The 13,484-nt window shown below is 47.7% G+C and carries 19 protein-coding genes; 10 read left to right on the top strand and 9 right to left on the bottom strand.

What is annotated here, in order from left to right:
- The first annotated feature begins 172 nt into the window (after nt 1-172).
- The 6 genes from U2F10_RS28665 to U2F10_RS28640 all read left to right on the top strand — a co-directional run bounded on the left by U2F10_RS28665 (nt 173) and on the right by U2F10_RS28640 (nt 4,652).
- Nucleotides 173-610 (top strand): Hsp20/alpha crystallin family protein, encoded by a 438-nt coding sequence (locus tag U2F10_RS28665; RefSeq protein WP_163703024.1) that lies wholly within the window; start codon nt 173-175, stop codon nt 608-610.
- Between the two features lie 284 nt (nt 611-894).
- A complete protein-coding gene (locus U2F10_RS28660) occupies nt 895-2,355 on the top strand; it encodes a BCD family MFS transporter (protein WP_499873987.1) in 1,461 nt (486 codons plus the stop codon).
- A gap of 4 nt (nt 2,356-2,359) precedes the next feature.
- Nucleotides 2,360-3,169, top strand: a complete 810-nt coding sequence (locus U2F10_RS28655; RefSeq protein ID WP_499873986.1) for an inositol monophosphatase family protein — start codon at nt 2,360-2,362, stop codon at nt 3,167-3,169.
- Nucleotides 3,170-3,226: 57 nt separating this feature from the next.
- On the top strand, nt 3,227-3,565 hold the full coding sequence (locus tag U2F10_RS28650) for a nucleotidyltransferase family protein (RefSeq protein ID WP_499873985.1): 339 nt from the start codon (nt 3,227-3,229) through the stop codon (nt 3,563-3,565).
- Nucleotides 3,562-3,942, top strand: coding sequence for a HEPN domain-containing protein (locus U2F10_RS28645; protein WP_499873984.1), 381 nt, complete (start codon nt 3,562-3,564; stop codon nt 3,940-3,942). Before U2F10_RS28650 ends, U2F10_RS28645 begins: the two co-directional genes overlap by 4 nt.
- A gap of 236 nt (nt 3,943-4,178) precedes the next feature.
- The gene (locus U2F10_RS28640) at nt 4,179-4,652 is read left to right on the top strand and encodes a hypothetical protein (protein ID WP_499873982.1); all 474 of its coding nucleotides are present in this window, start codon (nt 4,179-4,181) and stop codon (nt 4,650-4,652) included.
- A 22-nt stretch (nt 4,653-4,674) separates the two neighbouring features.
- On the opposite strand, the gene U2F10_RS28635 is transcribed toward U2F10_RS28640, so the two are convergent.
- On the bottom strand, nt 4,675-5,148 hold the full coding sequence (locus U2F10_RS28635; protein ID WP_499873980.1) for a MarR family winged helix-turn-helix transcriptional regulator: 474 nt from the start codon (nt 5,146-5,148) through the stop codon (nt 4,675-4,677).
- 197 nt (nt 5,149-5,345) lie between these two features.
- Between U2F10_RS28635 and U2F10_RS28630 the strand changes: the two genes are divergently transcribed.
- On the top strand, nt 5,346-5,588 hold the full coding sequence (locus tag U2F10_RS28630) for a hexameric tyrosine-coordinated heme protein (RefSeq protein WP_163663383.1): 243 nt from the start codon (nt 5,346-5,348) through the stop codon (nt 5,586-5,588).
- A gap of 127 nt (nt 5,589-5,715) precedes the next feature.
- Here the strand turns inward: U2F10_RS28630 and purQ are convergent, their stop codons facing one another.
- Complete coding sequence (purQ, locus tag U2F10_RS28625; RefSeq protein ID WP_499873979.1) at nt 5,716-6,414, bottom strand: phosphoribosylformylglycinamidine synthase subunit PurQ; 699 nt, start codon at nt 6,412-6,414, stop codon at nt 5,716-5,718.
- 93 nt (nt 6,415-6,507) lie between these two features.
- Complete coding sequence (gene purS, locus U2F10_RS28620) at nt 6,508-6,774, bottom strand: phosphoribosylformylglycinamidine synthase subunit PurS (protein WP_006518270.1); 267 nt, start codon at nt 6,772-6,774, stop codon at nt 6,508-6,510.
- 120 nt (nt 6,775-6,894) lie between these two features.
- Here purS and U2F10_RS28615 point away from each other — a divergent pair, with 120 nt between their 5' ends.
- Nucleotides 6,895-7,284 carry a Fur family transcriptional regulator gene (locus U2F10_RS28615; protein WP_163663387.1) on the top strand — a complete coding sequence of 130 codons (390 nt, stop codon included), beginning with the start codon at nt 6,895-6,897 and terminating at the stop codon, nt 7,282-7,284.
- Nucleotides 7,285-7,367: 83 nt separating this feature from the next.
- Here the strand turns inward: U2F10_RS28615 and U2F10_RS28610 are convergent, their stop codons facing one another.
- Entirely contained in the window at nt 7,368-8,324 is a 957-nt protein-coding gene (locus U2F10_RS28610; RefSeq protein ID WP_490794593.1) for an SPFH domain-containing protein, read from the bottom strand.
- 75 nt (nt 8,325-8,399) lie between these two features.
- Complete coding sequence (locus U2F10_RS28605) at nt 8,400-8,777, bottom strand: NfeD family protein (RefSeq protein WP_499873978.1); 378 nt, start codon at nt 8,775-8,777, stop codon at nt 8,400-8,402.
- Between the two features lie 258 nt (nt 8,778-9,035).
- Here U2F10_RS28605 and U2F10_RS28600 point away from each other — a divergent pair, with 258 nt between their 5' ends.
- Together U2F10_RS28600 and U2F10_RS28595 are read left to right on the top strand one after the other, a co-directional pair.
- Nucleotides 9,036-10,886 (top strand): PP2C family protein-serine/threonine phosphatase, encoded by a 1,851-nt coding sequence (locus U2F10_RS28600; protein ID WP_499873976.1) that lies wholly within the window; start codon nt 9,036-9,038, stop codon nt 10,884-10,886.
- Between the two features lie 172 nt (nt 10,887-11,058).
- Entirely contained in the window at nt 11,059-11,301 is a 243-nt protein-coding gene (locus U2F10_RS28595) for a ferredoxin-thioredoxin reductase variable chain (RefSeq protein WP_006518275.1), read from the top strand.
- A 114-nt stretch (nt 11,302-11,415) separates the two neighbouring features.
- On the opposite strand, the gene U2F10_RS28590 is transcribed toward U2F10_RS28595, so the two are convergent.
- The 4 genes from U2F10_RS28590 to rplY all read right to left on the bottom strand — a co-directional run bounded on the left by U2F10_RS28590 (nt 11,416) and on the right by rplY (nt 13,353).
- Entirely contained in the window at nt 11,416-11,634 is a 219-nt protein-coding gene (locus tag U2F10_RS28590; protein ID WP_163663395.1) for a hypothetical protein, read from the bottom strand.
- Nucleotides 11,635-11,725: 91 nt separating this feature from the next.
- The gene (locus U2F10_RS28585) at nt 11,726-12,520 is read right to left on the bottom strand and encodes a YdcF family protein (protein WP_163663397.1); all 795 of its coding nucleotides are present in this window, start codon (nt 12,518-12,520) and stop codon (nt 11,726-11,728) included.
- 111 nt (nt 12,521-12,631) lie between these two features.
- Nucleotides 12,632-12,931 (bottom strand): hypothetical protein, encoded by a 300-nt coding sequence (locus U2F10_RS28580; RefSeq protein WP_163663399.1) that lies wholly within the window; start codon nt 12,929-12,931, stop codon nt 12,632-12,634.
- A gap of 131 nt (nt 12,932-13,062) precedes the next feature.
- Nucleotides 13,063-13,353, bottom strand: a complete 291-nt coding sequence (gene rplY, locus U2F10_RS28575; protein WP_163663401.1) for a 50S ribosomal protein L25 — start codon at nt 13,351-13,353, stop codon at nt 13,063-13,065.
- Nucleotides 13,354-13,484 lie beyond the last annotated feature (131 nt).

Genomic DNA, 13,484 nt, shown 5'->3' with positions numbered 1-13,484 from the left:
GAAGCAATATCTCTTCGGCAAGCCCTAATGTCGGGTAGGGTTCTCTCCCCTGGGTACAGTCAAACCATTACGGCATCATAGTGACTGTAAGGCAAGCGAAGAGGTTCAACAGACAGGCAACAGTCTCTCTTCTGCTACGACACAACACAATCGAGAACTGAGGAAACAACACATGATCGTACGCTACTGGCAACCTTTTCAAGAAATCGAAACCATCAAACAACAGCTCGATAACATTTTTGAGGATCTCACCCCCACAACAACAGATTGGATTCCCGCCGTTGATCTCGTTGATGCTGGTGATGATTATGTCCTAGAGGTGGTTCTACCGGGCATCAAGGCTGACGATATTAATATCGAAGCCAGCCGCAAGCACATTGCTATTTCAGGTGAGCGTACGGCTACTGAGGTTGGCGATGATCAGCAGATCCTCCGTCGCGAGCGTCGCTATGGTAGCTTCCAGCGTGTAGTCAATCTACCTGTAGCAGTTGATCATGAGCAGGTGAAAGCTGACTACAGCAATGGCATTTTGACAATACATGTCCCTAAAGCTGCCGAAGTTCGTAACCAAGTAGTTAAGGTAAATGTTGCTGACACAGCTGCTGAATAACGTCTTCTAGGTGTATACAGGCGTGTTTAGTTGGGAATACCTAATCACGCCTGACCCATTCTCTATGACTCTTCTCTAACTCTCCTAGTTTGGCTATGCGGCAGGTAATACCTGCCGCTTTTTTTATTGCGATGTTGGTTGCTGGGCAAACGTTTTGGCAGGGCACCCACCAGGGGAGCCCCTACGGGGTTATAGATTGGGAACTAAAGGTTACGCGTTAAGGGCTGTTGGCGTTTAAGCTGAGTATTGCGTATTAATAAATCCTTTGAGCAAAATCGACGGCTATGAGCAGTCCAGATCTGACCGATAGGTATACGGCACCAGACCAAGTCATACCCAAAATTAGCATGCTGACAATGCTTCGCCTTGGAGCCTTTAATGCCGGTCTTGGGATTATGTCCGTTCTGACATTAGGCGTTCTCAATCGCATCATGATTGATGAGCTTCAAATACCTGCATTGATTGCAGCAGGGACTATTGCAGTTCATCAGTTTATGGCTCCAGCCAGAATTTGGTTTGGCCAAATGTCAGATGCCAAACCCCTCTTTGGCCATCACCGCAGCAGCTACATTTGGCTTGGTATCGTTGCTATGGCTGTGACGGCTTTTTTAGCAATACAGGTTGTTTGGCAAATTGGTGCGCAAATTGAGCTTCTAGGCTGGGGGCCCCATGTTTATCCATGGGTGGGGCTATTGGCTCTGATGTTTGCGCTGTATGGATTAGCCTTATCTTCTACATCGACACCATTTACGGCCTTACTTGTCGATGTGTCAGATGAAGATAGTCGGTCACGATTAATTGGCATTGGCTGGTTTATGCTGATGTTCGGCATCATTTTGGCTGTGATTTTAACAACGGTAGTCGTAGGCGGCACATTGGATAATGCACCGACGTTGTTAGCTATCCGAACGTCAATCAATCGGCTGTTTATAGTGGCATCATCCCTGGTGTGCGTCCTGGCGATCACAAGTACGTTTGGCATTGAGAAAAAGTACTCACGACTGACCCAACGTTCTGACAATTCGGGTCGAGAGGATCAAATCACCCTAGGCACTGCTCTAAAAGTTCTAACAGCCAGCCGTCAAACAGGTCTCTTTTTTGGCTTTTTACTCGTTTTGAGTTTAAGTCTCTTTATGCAAGATGCCGTACTTGAACCCTACGGTGGGCAGGTATTTGGCATGGCCATTGAAGAAACCACTCAGCTCAATGGTTTCTTTGGCTCAGGTACAGGGTTGGGCATTTTATTGACCGCCTTTTTATTTGCGCCCAAATTAGGCAAAAAACGCACGATTAAAATGGGCTGTCTGTGGGCAGCTTTTTGCCTGACATTGCTCATTGTTATTGGTGCAACGGGCAATCCTAAACTACTTGTCACGGCTGTGGGCTTATTTGGCCTGGCTTCAGGGGTGCTAACGACAGGGTCTATTTTGCTGATGTTAGATTTGACCATCGCTGAAGTGGCCGGCACCTTTGTGGGCGCGTGGGGATTGGCCCAGGCCATAGCGCGCGGCGTGGCCACTGTCCTGGGTGGTGGATTATTGACCTTAGGTAAAAACGTTATGGAAGCAATCGCAGGTGGACCTGTGCCAGAATCCCAGCTGCTGCCTGCCTATGGTTTGGTCTTTGGCACCCAGGCAGTTGGTATGTTAGTTGCGGTGGCGATTGTGAGTCGTGTGAACATTCGCGAGTTTCAGACCACTGCGCAAAGTGCGATCGCCACCGCCCTAGAAAGTGATATGGACTAACCCCATGACCTCAGACTGGCAGCACATTCTCACCGTCGCTGAAACTGCAACCACCGTTGTCGGTGCGCAGTTGCTCAAAGATTTTGGCAAAGCTACAGCAGAAGAAAAAGCAGACGGCAGTCTGGTAACCCAATCAGACAAGTGGGCTGATGGTGAATTGCGGCGACGGTTACAAAAAGAGCTGCCAGAGCATGGTGTGCTGAGTGAAGAAGGCACCCATATTTTTCCTGAACAGGACTTTTGCTGGATTATTGACCCCATTGATGGCACCACAAACTTCACCCGTGGTGTGCCTCTGTGGGGAATTTCTTTAGGCCTGTTATACAAAGGCACACCAGTTTTTGGCCATGTGTACATTCCCACCCTAGATCAGCGGTTCCATGGGTTCTTTATGGATCACTCCGGTCTGGAGGGACCCAGTGGTGCTTTTCTCAATGGCGAACCTATCCATACCTCGTCAGACGATGTTGCAGGCAGTCAATTCTTTAGCCTCTGTGCCCGCAGTCTTAAAGTATTGCAAAACCCCTTCCCCTGCAAAATTCGCATGCTGGGCGTAGCCACCTATAACTTACTGACCATAGCCGCAGGCATTAGCTTAGGGGCAGTGGAAGCCACACCCAAAATTTGGGATATCGCTGCGGTTTGGGCAATTACTCAAGCGGCTGGTGCTATATGGACTCCACTAGAAGAGATGGATATTTTTCCCCTAAAAATAGGTGAAGACTACGGTAGTCGACCATTTCCCACATTACTCAGTGCACGTACTGAACTAGAACACCAGTTTCGTCCTCTAGTTGATGTCATTAGTAAATAGCTTTACTTATGTCATGGCTCCCAAAGAAAGCTTTTGCAAGTAGCTACATTACACACCATGGAAGATGCAAAAACGGTTGCCCCTAAAACTCGGTCTATTGTCTCTAGCCTAAAAAAAGAGTTGACAGATCTTTATCAAAATCGGCTTTTGCAGTTGACACTCTTTGGTTCCCAGGCTCGTGGTGAAGCAAAATCTGATTCAGATATTGATGTACTAGTTGTTCTAAAACCACCTGTCAATGCTGGAGTAGAAATTAAACACACTAGCAAGATGGTTGCTGATCTCTCGCTTCAGCATGATGTAGTGATTAGCTGTGTATTTATGGATGAAGATCATTATAATACTCGCAACGGTCCTCTTCTACGTAATATTCGCAGAGAAGGCATTGTCATATGACTGATGAGCAACGCGAACTTCTCTTAAAAGCACAGCAAAGTTTAGAGGCTGCTCAACTCCTACTGAGCAAGAACTTTGCCGATTACGCTACATCTCGTGCTTACTACAGTATGTTCTACGTTGCCCAGGCATTTCTAGAAGGTAAAGGAATGGCTTTTTCGAAACATTCAGCTGTTATTGCTGCCTTTGGACGCGAATTTGCTAAAACTCAACAGGTGCCCGTCAAATTCCACCGTTACCTTATCGAAGCACAAGCTCTAAGAACAACAGGTGATTATGGTCAATTAAATGCACTTACACCTGAACAGGCAGCCGAAGAAATTAATCATGCTGAAGAAGTTTTGATGTTTGCACACCAAGCACTCGGAAACGGATAAACTCATCAGACATTAAAATTCATCCATCGTTTTCAGAGGTTTGATATCTGATGCAAGTTCATCTTCAGCATCGTGAAGATGAATTCGACGACTAGCCAGTAGATGCTGAAATTGAATACGTGGCATCTCTACTAGGCGGCTAGTGGAGCGTCAAAGCTAAGAATTGGGATTGACGAGAGTGGTGCGATAGGCTGTGTTACTACTTTTTTAGGTAATGTGCTTAAAGGATCAACACCATGAATCAACTGATAATCCATCGATTCAACGGCATTGAAACATTTCCGATAGTAACAGCCAAAATGTTCACTGTTGGCAAGGTCAACGATTTAACCCTTTGGTTTGAGATTGAAACCACCGAACAGGGTGCACAACCCAATTCAGATACTTCCAATTTTCCAGCAAACCCCAATGCGGAGTTAGGCATCAAAATTGCTGAATTCAAGCTCAACAATCTGGCTGGGATGCAATTGCATTATGCAGGAACCGACAATGACAGGGAAGATTCCTGTAATGCTCTGTTTTACTACTATGATCATCAACCACTACGTGATAATCACATCATAATTTCTGCTCAAAACAGCCTCAACATATTTAGAGTTCACTGGTCTGCCCGAACACAAGATGTGAACTACTACGATGACAACAAACCTGAAGCGAGGATAGACATTGAGGCAAATTTTTACTATGACAATACCAGGGTTAAAGACTAGCGCACAATAACCTGCGCCGCTTTTATTCAATAGCACCTGTTTCTAGAGCAGTTTCCAGATTTCGGCGCAGTAGAGACAGCTGATCCTGAAGAGACTCCAGATTTTTCGGTGTCAGACCTGTGGCGTTAATAATGCAGCCAGGAATTTCCAGAACATCTTGCTTGAGTGCTTTTCCTACCTGGGTCAGATAAATGAGCACCTTGCGTTCATCCTTCGGATCCCGCTGTCGGGTGACGTAGCCCATTTTCTCCAACCGCTTTAGCAAAGGCGTTAGTGTATTCGATGCCAAAAACAGCCGTTCGCCCAACTCCTTAACGGTTTGCCCATCTTTTTCCCATAACAACACCATCACAATGTACTGAGGATAAGTAAGCCCAATCTTATCGAGCAATGGCTTATAGGCACGATTCATAGCGTGGTTGGCAGCATAGAGTGCAAAGCATAGGAAATCGTCAAACTGAAGAAATTCATTAGGGTGGGAAATGGAGTCAGCCATGATTTCTTGTCACAAAGAGCATACAAAGGCTGCCGTACCAGGGGCATCAGCTCTCCCACAATTATAGCAATACACGATCTAATCGCACACGATTGACTTTTTGGTGACACTTACTACAATCAAGTCGTACACGATCTAATCGCACACGACTTCATGCGTGCTAAAGATGTACATTCTGAAAACCAGAGGCAATTACCATGGAAGAAATTACATTGGTTCCGAGTAATTCTTTGATTACTGATACGCCTGAGGAGGGACGGCAGTTAGCTGTTAAAATGGCGCGGCTCATTATTAAAATGACGCAGCCAGATGCAGCCGAGAGAGATAAATTGCGAAATGTCTATGCGTCGGATGCCATGATGCTAATCGCTGTGGGGCAGACCGTTGCGACTGAGTTTGCAACTGTTGCTGCGGCTAACAATTATTGGCAGAAGTCTTAGCAAATATAAATAGCCTGCTCTGAAAATGCCTATGTGTAGAGCAGGCTGTTTGTAAGTATTGAGGCTGGAAGCCTACTTTTGATTATGGTCTAGCAATTTATAGCCTGTTGTGTTGTGGGGATGTCCGCTAAGCGACACTGAGGGCCGATTGTAAGACAGATTCAAACAGGGCTAATCCATCGGTTCCACCGAGTCTAGTATCTGCCGCTCGCTCTGGATGGGGCATCATGCCAAGCACGTTACCGGTTTTGTTACAAATACCAGCAATGTTGTTGAGGGATCCGTTGGGGTTATTGTTGTTGTCAACAGTGCCATCTGAGCTACTGTAGCGGAAAACAACTTGTTGATTATCTTCTAGAGACTTTAGGGTATCTGTATCAGCATAATAACAACCTTCACCATGGGCGATGGGAATCGTCACGACCTGCCCCTGGGTGTAGTTGCTGGTCCAAGTCAGAGCAGTGCGCTCTACTTTTAGAGGAGTGCGATCGCAAATAAACCGCATATCTCGATTCCGCATTAGGGCACCGGGCAACAGTCCCACCTCAGTCAAAATCTGGAAGCCGTTACAAATGCCCAAAACCAAACCGCCTTTATTGGCAAAGTCCACAGCAGACCGCATCGCCGGAGAAAACTGGGCGACAGCACCACACCGCAGATAGTCACCATAGCTAAAGCCACCGGGGACCACCACCACATCTATATCACCTAAATCGCTATCTTCATGCCAAATGCGATGGGTGGGACGCTTAAGAATATCGCGGGTGACGTAAACGACGTCGCGATCGCAATTAGAACCGGGAAATGTAATGACACCAAATTTCATGGGACCAAAAATAGGTGGGGAATGGGTTGGGGTATTGGCAGGGGGCCTAAATGTTGAATGGTGGGCAGTGTTCACCCTACGGAGTATCGAATATTAGGCTGTCGCCATCGTCTGTAATTCAATCCGATAATTCTCAATCACCGGATTTGCCAAAAGCTGATCACACATGCGATCCAATTGCTCGTTCGCAGCCTCTTCACTATCCGCCGTCAGCGAAACCTCTATATATTTCCCAATGCGAACCTGCGTCACATTGTCATATCCCATGTGCTCTAATCCAGAGCGCACCGCCGTACCCGCCGGGTCCAGCACCGAAGGACGAAGAGTCACATACACTTGAGCCTGATAAGTCTGCGCCACAATGTCAATCCAGAAGTAGACAAATTTAATACTATCGCACCCCTGGTATCACGTCGCCAGCAGGTCTACCCTAAGCACGGTACTACGATCTAAGCTAATAGAACACATTCCTTAAATCCCATGGCTATTCGTCGGACCCGTAACCAGGAGCGCATCCTGGAAGCACTACAAAATCAGGAGCAAGCCATATCTGCTCAGGATCTGCATGGTGTGATGCGACAAGATGGTAGCCGCATTGGTCTGGCCACCGTTTATCGAGCCCTCGAAGCATTGAAACTAGATGGCACGGTTCAAGTACGGACATTATCTAATGGGGAATCACTCTACAGTCTGACCCATGAAGATCGTCACCACCTGACCTGCCTCCGCTGTGGTGCATCGCTACCCATCGAAGAGTGTCCAGTCCATGAGCTGGAGAAGCACCTCAACGATTCCCATCATTTCCGCATTTTCTACCACACATTAGAGTTCTTCGGACTCTGCGCTAAATGCCAAGCGGCCTCAGGTTAAGGGGTTCCAGCTAAACTTGGGGTCACTAGCTTGCCCATATTGCCCATATTTTTACTCCCGATCAGTTTGGGGCAGCCTCTAGGCTACTGCTGCTGTAAATCTCCCACAATGGATTTCATGCCTTCTAATGTGGCAGGAATCGCGCGGGGGTCCATAAACATGACTTTACTGCTATCGCTAGCGCCAATTTTGCTACCGACATCTAGATAGCCCTGGGCCAGCAAAAACTGTAGCGCTTCGCGGGCGGCGGGATCGCTTTTTAGTTTTTGAGTTAGCACTTGCACAGCTTCTGCCGTGGCCTGAGCCCGCAGAACACTTTCTTGCCGGTCGGCCTGAGCCTTAAGCACAATGCTCTTTTGCGCTGCTTCTGCTTCCAGAATTGCTGCTTTTTTGCGCGCTTCAGCGGCTAAAACTTCTGCTTCCGCTTGGCCTTGAGCTGCGTTCACCGCTGACTCACGCTCACCTTCCGATGTCAGTACAGCGGCACGTTTGCGGCGTTCGGCAGCCATCTGTAGTTCCATGGAATCTTGCACAGCCTTAGACGGCACAATATCTCGTAATTCTACACGAGTTACCTTGACGCCCCAGGGATCAGTGGAAATATCCAGCTCCCGCAGCAAGGTCTCATTAATGTCGGCACGGGCAGTAAATGTTTCGTCTAGCTCTAGTTGGCCCATTTCTGCCCGAATTTGGGTAAGCACCAGGTTGACCATGGCCGCTTGTAGATTTTCAACTTTGTAGTAGGCCTTTTCTAAATCGACAATCCGCCAATAAACAACGGCATCTACGCTAATAGAAACGTTGTCGCGGGTAATGCATTGCTGAGGGGGGACATCGAGCACTTTTTCGCGAATGGTTTGCTTATAAACCATCTTGTCGATAAAGGGCACGGTGAAATTTAAGCCAGGCTGGAGCTTTTTGCCGTTATATCGGCCCAGGCTTTCTACTAGGGCTTCATCTCCTTGATTAACAATACGGACTGAGCCAGCGGCCATGGAACCGCCAAGAGCCAACATAATCAGAAGTGCAAATGGGTTCATGATGTGTGTCTTTCTAAAAAATATTTTGGGATATTTTTGTAGGGGCGTCGCAGGCAATGCCCCCTACAACCGTCTCTACAAGAGGGCGCTTTCGGGCATGACAATTAGCGTATTCCCCTGACGACCAACGACAATGACGGTTTGATTGGTCGCGATCGCAACATCTTGATCACTACAGCATGCAGGCCATGAATTCCCCTCATATATCACGCGTCCACTTTGACCTGCTGGGATCGACGTAATCGTTCTCGCTTCTGTTGAATCCATGAGCGCAGGGGGTTGTCGCCGTGGAGAAAACCGTCGCAGTGCCCAGAACAGCAGCATTGAAAGCACCATCCACAGTGCCACCTGCCAGCTAAATGCAATGGGCAGCAGCATCACTAGCAACCCCACGGCAATGGCACTCACCCCTAAAGCAGATTCTAAAAATGCCGTTGGAATCATTAGTTCCATAACACAGAGTGCTACGCCAAGCAGAATCCAAAAAATCGCCAAGCTCATTGGTATTTCACGTTTTAGCTATCTCAAGGGTAATCCAGCCAGATCCAGATCGGCAGAGATGTTAAAGAACTCCTCATTGTTAAAGAATTCCTCATTTGAGCGCTTTGCGACTACCATTAACCTAATCTTTTTCCCTTTGTAGTTCTAAACCGCGTCCAGGTTGAAGCCTATGGTTTCTTTAGGTAAAAATTCCAATTCTGGACATGGCAAATGTTTATATCGGCACAATCGCTGGCTGACATGACTCAAATGGACGTCTACCCATTTAAAAAATACGTTCTAGCCCTGGGACCTGGGCGTGATGTGCCACCTGGCCAAAGCGTAAATGAACGCTATTGGGTGCTTAGTCCAGGTATATGGCATGATACCCAAGCTCCAGAGCCTCCAGACCATCCAGAAACTGTTTCAGCGGCGGCTTTACCCTACCTGCGAGCCTATCCTCACCAGTTGCACTTACCAACGGTTTATGGAGAATGCAAGCTGATTGATGGCCCTGTATTACTGCTCGATAATGCCCCGATTGATCGTCATGGCAGGCTGATGCCCACCCTAGGTACAGCCTGGGCTGGAACCACACCATTTCGCCAAGTTTATTGGTGCTGGCAGCTATTTAATCTGTGGCCCCACTTATTTGGCATGAATATGGCGGCTAGCTTGACAGCCCCTGAAGCTATCCATGTTGATGGCTGGCGCATACGGTTAAGTAATTTGATTCCGGGGCAACCGCCTCTTCAAAATCTGGCGAATTTGATTGCAGCGCTGCTGTCTAAGTCAGTACCGGCAGTTGCCAATAATCTCCGACCCGTTTTAGAGCAGTGCGATGGGTCTCAGCCAAATTTTGATCGCATCCTTGAGCAACTTAATCGAGTTCTACTGAGCCAGGCAATGGATATGTCGCTAGCGACTCAGGTAGCGGGTAGCACCAGCAGTGGCCAACTGCCCCACAATGAAGATGCCTGCTACCCTAGCAAGGTGGAACTAGAGCGGTCTAGCCCTGCTGATCTGCCTAGCTTGCCTCGGATTGCCGTGGTCTGCGATGGAGTCGGTGGTCATGCGGGTGGCGAAATTGCTAGCCAAACCGTGGTGCGATCGCTCCAGCTACAGTTCAGGGGGCTGCTGACAGAAATTGCTGAACAAGAAGAACCTCTGCCTCCCTATGTGGTGATGGGCCAGATTGAAGCCGCCATTAGGGTTGCCAATAACTTGGTCGCTAGCCAAAACGATAGCCAAGGGCGAACCGAACGGCAGCGCATGGGCACCACCCTGGTAGCCGCCCTGATGATTCCCCAACGCATTCCCACACCGCAGGGCTACGAAGAAGTGAACGAGCTCTATATTGCCCACGTGGGTGATAGTCGCGCCTATTGGATCACCCCCGAAGCCTGTCATTTACTTACGGTAGATGACGATGTGGCAGGACGTGAAATCACATCCGGCAAAAGCTACCCCGCTGCTGCCTATGCCCACACTGATGCCGGTGCTCTCACCCAAGCTCTAGGCACCCGCGAGGCCGATAGCCTCAAACCCCATGTGGAACGTTTTATCTTGGATGAAACCGGTGTTTTGTTACTGTGCTCCGATGGCCTCAGCGACAATCATCGCGTGGAAACATCATGGGCTAACTATATCGGCCTGATTGTGAAAAATATTGTGCCGTTACCCACTGCCGTAGAGTCTTGGGTGGAATTAGCCAATCAAAAGAATGGGCATGACAATGTTGCCGTTGTGCTCATGAGTTGCACCATGACAGGTGATACGGTCATTATTGACGACCCGATCACACCTCCATCCATAACAACCCAACAGGACATAAGCTATCCCACAGAGCTGACTGCGGCGTCTAAAGCCCTACTGTATGGGGAGAGTAAGGAGCCCACAGAAATGGAGACACCGACTGAAGAGAAACCGCGAAGATCCTTACAAGCTCTGGTTTTGAGCATTTTGCTCTTGATTGCTGTCAGTGTGGCTGGTGTAGCCGGAGTTTTAGTTTGGCAAAATCTACGCCCTGCTGCCATCCCGGATGCCCCCCAACAGGAACCCATCACGGCACCCGATTCTTAATCCGATGCTTAGCAACCTACCCAAGGATAAAGCTAAGACTACCCGACTTTAACAACTCAGTAGTTGTTAAAGTTACATGGAGGGTGCTATCTTATGAGAAAATAATTCTCAACTTAATGAACAGTGTGGTTCGCAATGCGATCACACGTTTTTTCTTTTTTGGGATTATTGCATGTCTATGAAAGCTGGCGATCGCGTACGGGTTTCCACTCCTGTTGTTCTGTTTCACCATCCTCAACACCGAAATCAACCTCACAATGCTGAGGGCATGGAAGGAGTCATCAAAGAAGTCTTAACTGACTGGAAAGGACGCCCCATTAGCCCTAACTTTCCAGTCGTGGTTGAATTTGCCATTGAAGGTGCCAAAAGACCGTTCAAAGCTCACCTGTCATCAGCAGAATTAGAAGTACTCTAGCATCTCCCTCAACAGTTACCGCTTAGGCTAGCTGAGCCGTTGGCTAACACTTTAATGGTATGTCAGCATCCTACTCTCTAGCCAAACCATCCTCTCTTAACTCCAACAGTCTCCTCAGGTACGACTACGACAAAACCAACTAAAGAAAGGGATATCGTTTTTCATTGCAGCGAGCTCTGTACGATGTTTTTCAGCCGTGTCGTAGTACCACTGGCAATAGGCTTCAAAGTCATCACGGTATCTAACTTCCTGACGAAACTCGTAGGCAATTTGTTGTAGTTGAATCGATTCACCAACATTCGTTGCGGGAGGTTCTAAAGAACGTTTGAACATACTCGGGCTAGTCAGAAAGTTAAGGTGGAGGTCAACGTTTAACCTTGCATAGTCTGAAAATCATGTGGGGAAACAGGTGCTACTCACCTCACTATAACCAGCCCCTCAGACGATAGATCCCGAGTCCTATATATTCCTTAAGAGCTCTTGTAAAAAAGTGAAGGGCTTCGGTGTCGGGCAAGACATTGAGAAATGTTCCCGGGGAAATTCCTCGCATCTGATCCAGAGATTCCTGAGCAACCCAATAGTCAGTAGGAGCTGGCGTCACATCAAACCCCTGCTTCTCAAAAATTGCGACGGACCTGGGCATATGGATAGCTGAAGTCACTAGTAAAATGTTGGTGATCTTTTTCTGGCGCAGGATTTTCGCTGTTTCTACGGCATTTTGGTACGTATTTAAGGATACATTCTCTAGCACAATACTGCGTTCAGGCACGCCCATTGTTTTCGCGATCGCAGCCATATCCTGAGCTTCTGAACCACCCTCATTACCTTGCCAAGAGACACGACCACCGCTAAACAAAATCGAGGGAGCCACCCCCTCTTTATAGAGCTTGACACCATACAAAATACGGTCACCTGCTTCTAAAACTTCGACCCAAGGACGAGGTGGGGACTGAGCGCGGGTGCTCCCACCTAGAACTACAATCACTTCAGCGGCGGGTACAGGGTCTAAGGGCAAGTATTGCCATTCTAGGGTTTTGACAAAGGTGACCGCAATTAAAGGATTACTGCTGCAAAAAAGGATGAGTAAGGCGGTTGCGATCGCAAATAAAGACCGGCGAGGAAACTTCCACAGCGAAACTAGAGCTATCAATAGGAGCAAACAGCTCAATCCCAACGGATAAATCAGTAAAGGAAGGAACTTCGATAAAAAGAAAAACATAGTAGTAGTCCATCAAGGGTCAATTGTTGAGTAGATGGAATCACCGAATTAAAAAATGTAATAGCCATCATGCTACCCACCGTCTATCAACTTTTTTAAACTTGATGGATATTAGCGCTGCCGCCGCCGCAAATGACGCCGCTCACCGCGCCAGCGCAATTTAGGTAACTGCAACATGGGAGACAAGGTCTGCCCATCTGCTTTAGGCATAGGCTCTCCTCCTGGTGCATACCACCAGGCAGACACTAAGCCACCTGCAAAACCACCCACAGCCCCGAACAAAATACTGACCGTTACTGGATACCCTAACAACACAAAGACCAATAGAAAGACCAGCCAAATCCGCAACGCAGCTGGCACAATCAAATCGGTCATGTCATTAATAATTTTTTTTCCTTGAGGCGTTTTCATATCCGTCGTAAAACAGGGCTGAATAGTTAACGCCTATACTATACTGGCTGCCATTAAAAAGCCCGGTTTCTTTAAAACCCCCGACTTCTTAGAGAAATCAGAGGTTTTAATAGCTGTGCTAAAAATTAAGCTTATTGAGCCAAGAAACTAATGTGATAAATCTCACTTTTCCAAGGATGATTTTGCACTTCTTGCAAAACGACTTTGCCGTTCCAAGGCATATCAGTCACATTCAGGCTCAACTCCACTTTCTGCCCCTTAGCATTACGTATCAGCGCTTCAACTTCACGGGTATTTGCCTTGAGGGATACCGAGTTAGTGCCATCGTGGCCATAAAGTACAGCCGGCATCACACCTGCGCGACGTAAAGCCCCAGGTTTTTCATTATCTGCACGCTTACTACAGTCGAGAGTCAGTTCCATTATAATTATCCGATCGATGAAAAAAGAAATTGTTGTCCGTCCAACTTTTTAGGCAGCCAGTCAGCCTACAATCGAGTTTGCACTGGCCTCAAACCTTTGCGATACGGCATCTGCCCAGTAACACCGTAATT

This window comes from Leptothoe sp. EHU-05/26/07-4, assembly GCF_043421015.1.
Lineage (GTDB): Bacteria > Cyanobacteriota > Cyanobacteriia > Phormidesmidales > Phormidesmidaceae > Leptothoe > Leptothoe turfae.
The sequence above is the reverse complement of the archived record's forward strand: the minus strand, read 5'-3'. Positions and strand labels throughout refer to the sequence as shown.

Bases quoted from the DNA above. Each gene is read 5' to 3' on its own strand.
- U2F10_RS28605 (WP_499873978.1), bottom strand. From the start codon at position 8,777: ATGGAACTAATGATTCCAACGGCATTTTTAGAATCTGCTTTAGGGGTG.
- U2F10_RS28630 (WP_163663383.1), top strand. From the start codon at position 5,346: ATGGAAGAAATTACATTGGTTCCGAGTAATTCTTTGATTACTGATACG.
- U2F10_RS28655 (WP_499873986.1), top strand. From the start codon at position 2,360: ATGACCTCAGACTGGCAGCACATTCTCACCGTCGCTGAAACTGCAACC.
- U2F10_RS28660 (WP_499873987.1), top strand. From the start codon at position 895: ATGAGCAGTCCAGATCTGACCGATAGGTATACGGCACCAGACCAAGTC.
- U2F10_RS28595 (WP_006518275.1), top strand. From the start codon at position 11,059: ATGTCTATGAAAGCTGGCGATCGCGTACGGGTTTCCACTCCTGTTGTT.
- U2F10_RS28635 (WP_499873980.1), bottom strand. From the start codon at position 5,148: ATGGCTGACTCCATTTCCCACCCTAATGAATTTCTTCAGTTTGACGAT.
- U2F10_RS28580 (WP_163663399.1), bottom strand. From the start codon at position 12,931: ATGAAAACGCCTCAAGGAAAAAAAATTATTAATGACATGACCGATTTG.
- U2F10_RS28615 (WP_163663387.1), top strand. From the start codon at position 6,895: ATGGCTATTCGTCGGACCCGTAACCAGGAGCGCATCCTGGAAGCACTA.
- U2F10_RS28640 (WP_499873982.1), top strand. From the start codon at position 4,179: ATGAATCAACTGATAATCCATCGATTCAACGGCATTGAAACATTTCCG.
- U2F10_RS28650 (WP_499873985.1), top strand. From the start codon at position 3,227: ATGGAAGATGCAAAAACGGTTGCCCCTAAAACTCGGTCTATTGTCTCT.
- U2F10_RS28665 (WP_163703024.1), top strand. From the start codon at position 173: ATGATCGTACGCTACTGGCAACCTTTTCAAGAAATCGAAACCATCAAA.
- purQ (WP_499873979.1), bottom strand. From the start codon at position 6,414: ATGAAATTTGGTGTCATTACATTTCCCGGTTCTAATTGCGATCGCGAC.
- rplY (WP_163663401.1), bottom strand. From the start codon at position 13,353: ATGGAACTGACTCTCGACTGTAGTAAGCGTGCAGATAATGAAAAACCT.
- U2F10_RS28645 (WP_499873984.1), top strand. From the start codon at position 3,562: ATGACTGATGAGCAACGCGAACTTCTCTTAAAAGCACAGCAAAGTTTA.
- U2F10_RS28600 (WP_499873976.1), top strand. From the start codon at position 9,036: ATGTTTATATCGGCACAATCGCTGGCTGACATGACTCAAATGGACGTC.
- U2F10_RS28610 (WP_490794593.1), bottom strand. From the start codon at position 8,324: ATGAACCCATTTGCACTTCTGATTATGTTGGCTCTTGGCGGTTCCATG.
- U2F10_RS28585 (WP_163663397.1), bottom strand. From the start codon at position 12,520: ATGTTTTTCTTTTTATCGAAGTTCCTTCCTTTACTGATTTATCCGTTG.
- U2F10_RS28590 (WP_163663395.1), bottom strand. From the start codon at position 11,634: ATGTTCAAACGTTCTTTAGAACCTCCCGCAACGAATGTTGGTGAATCG.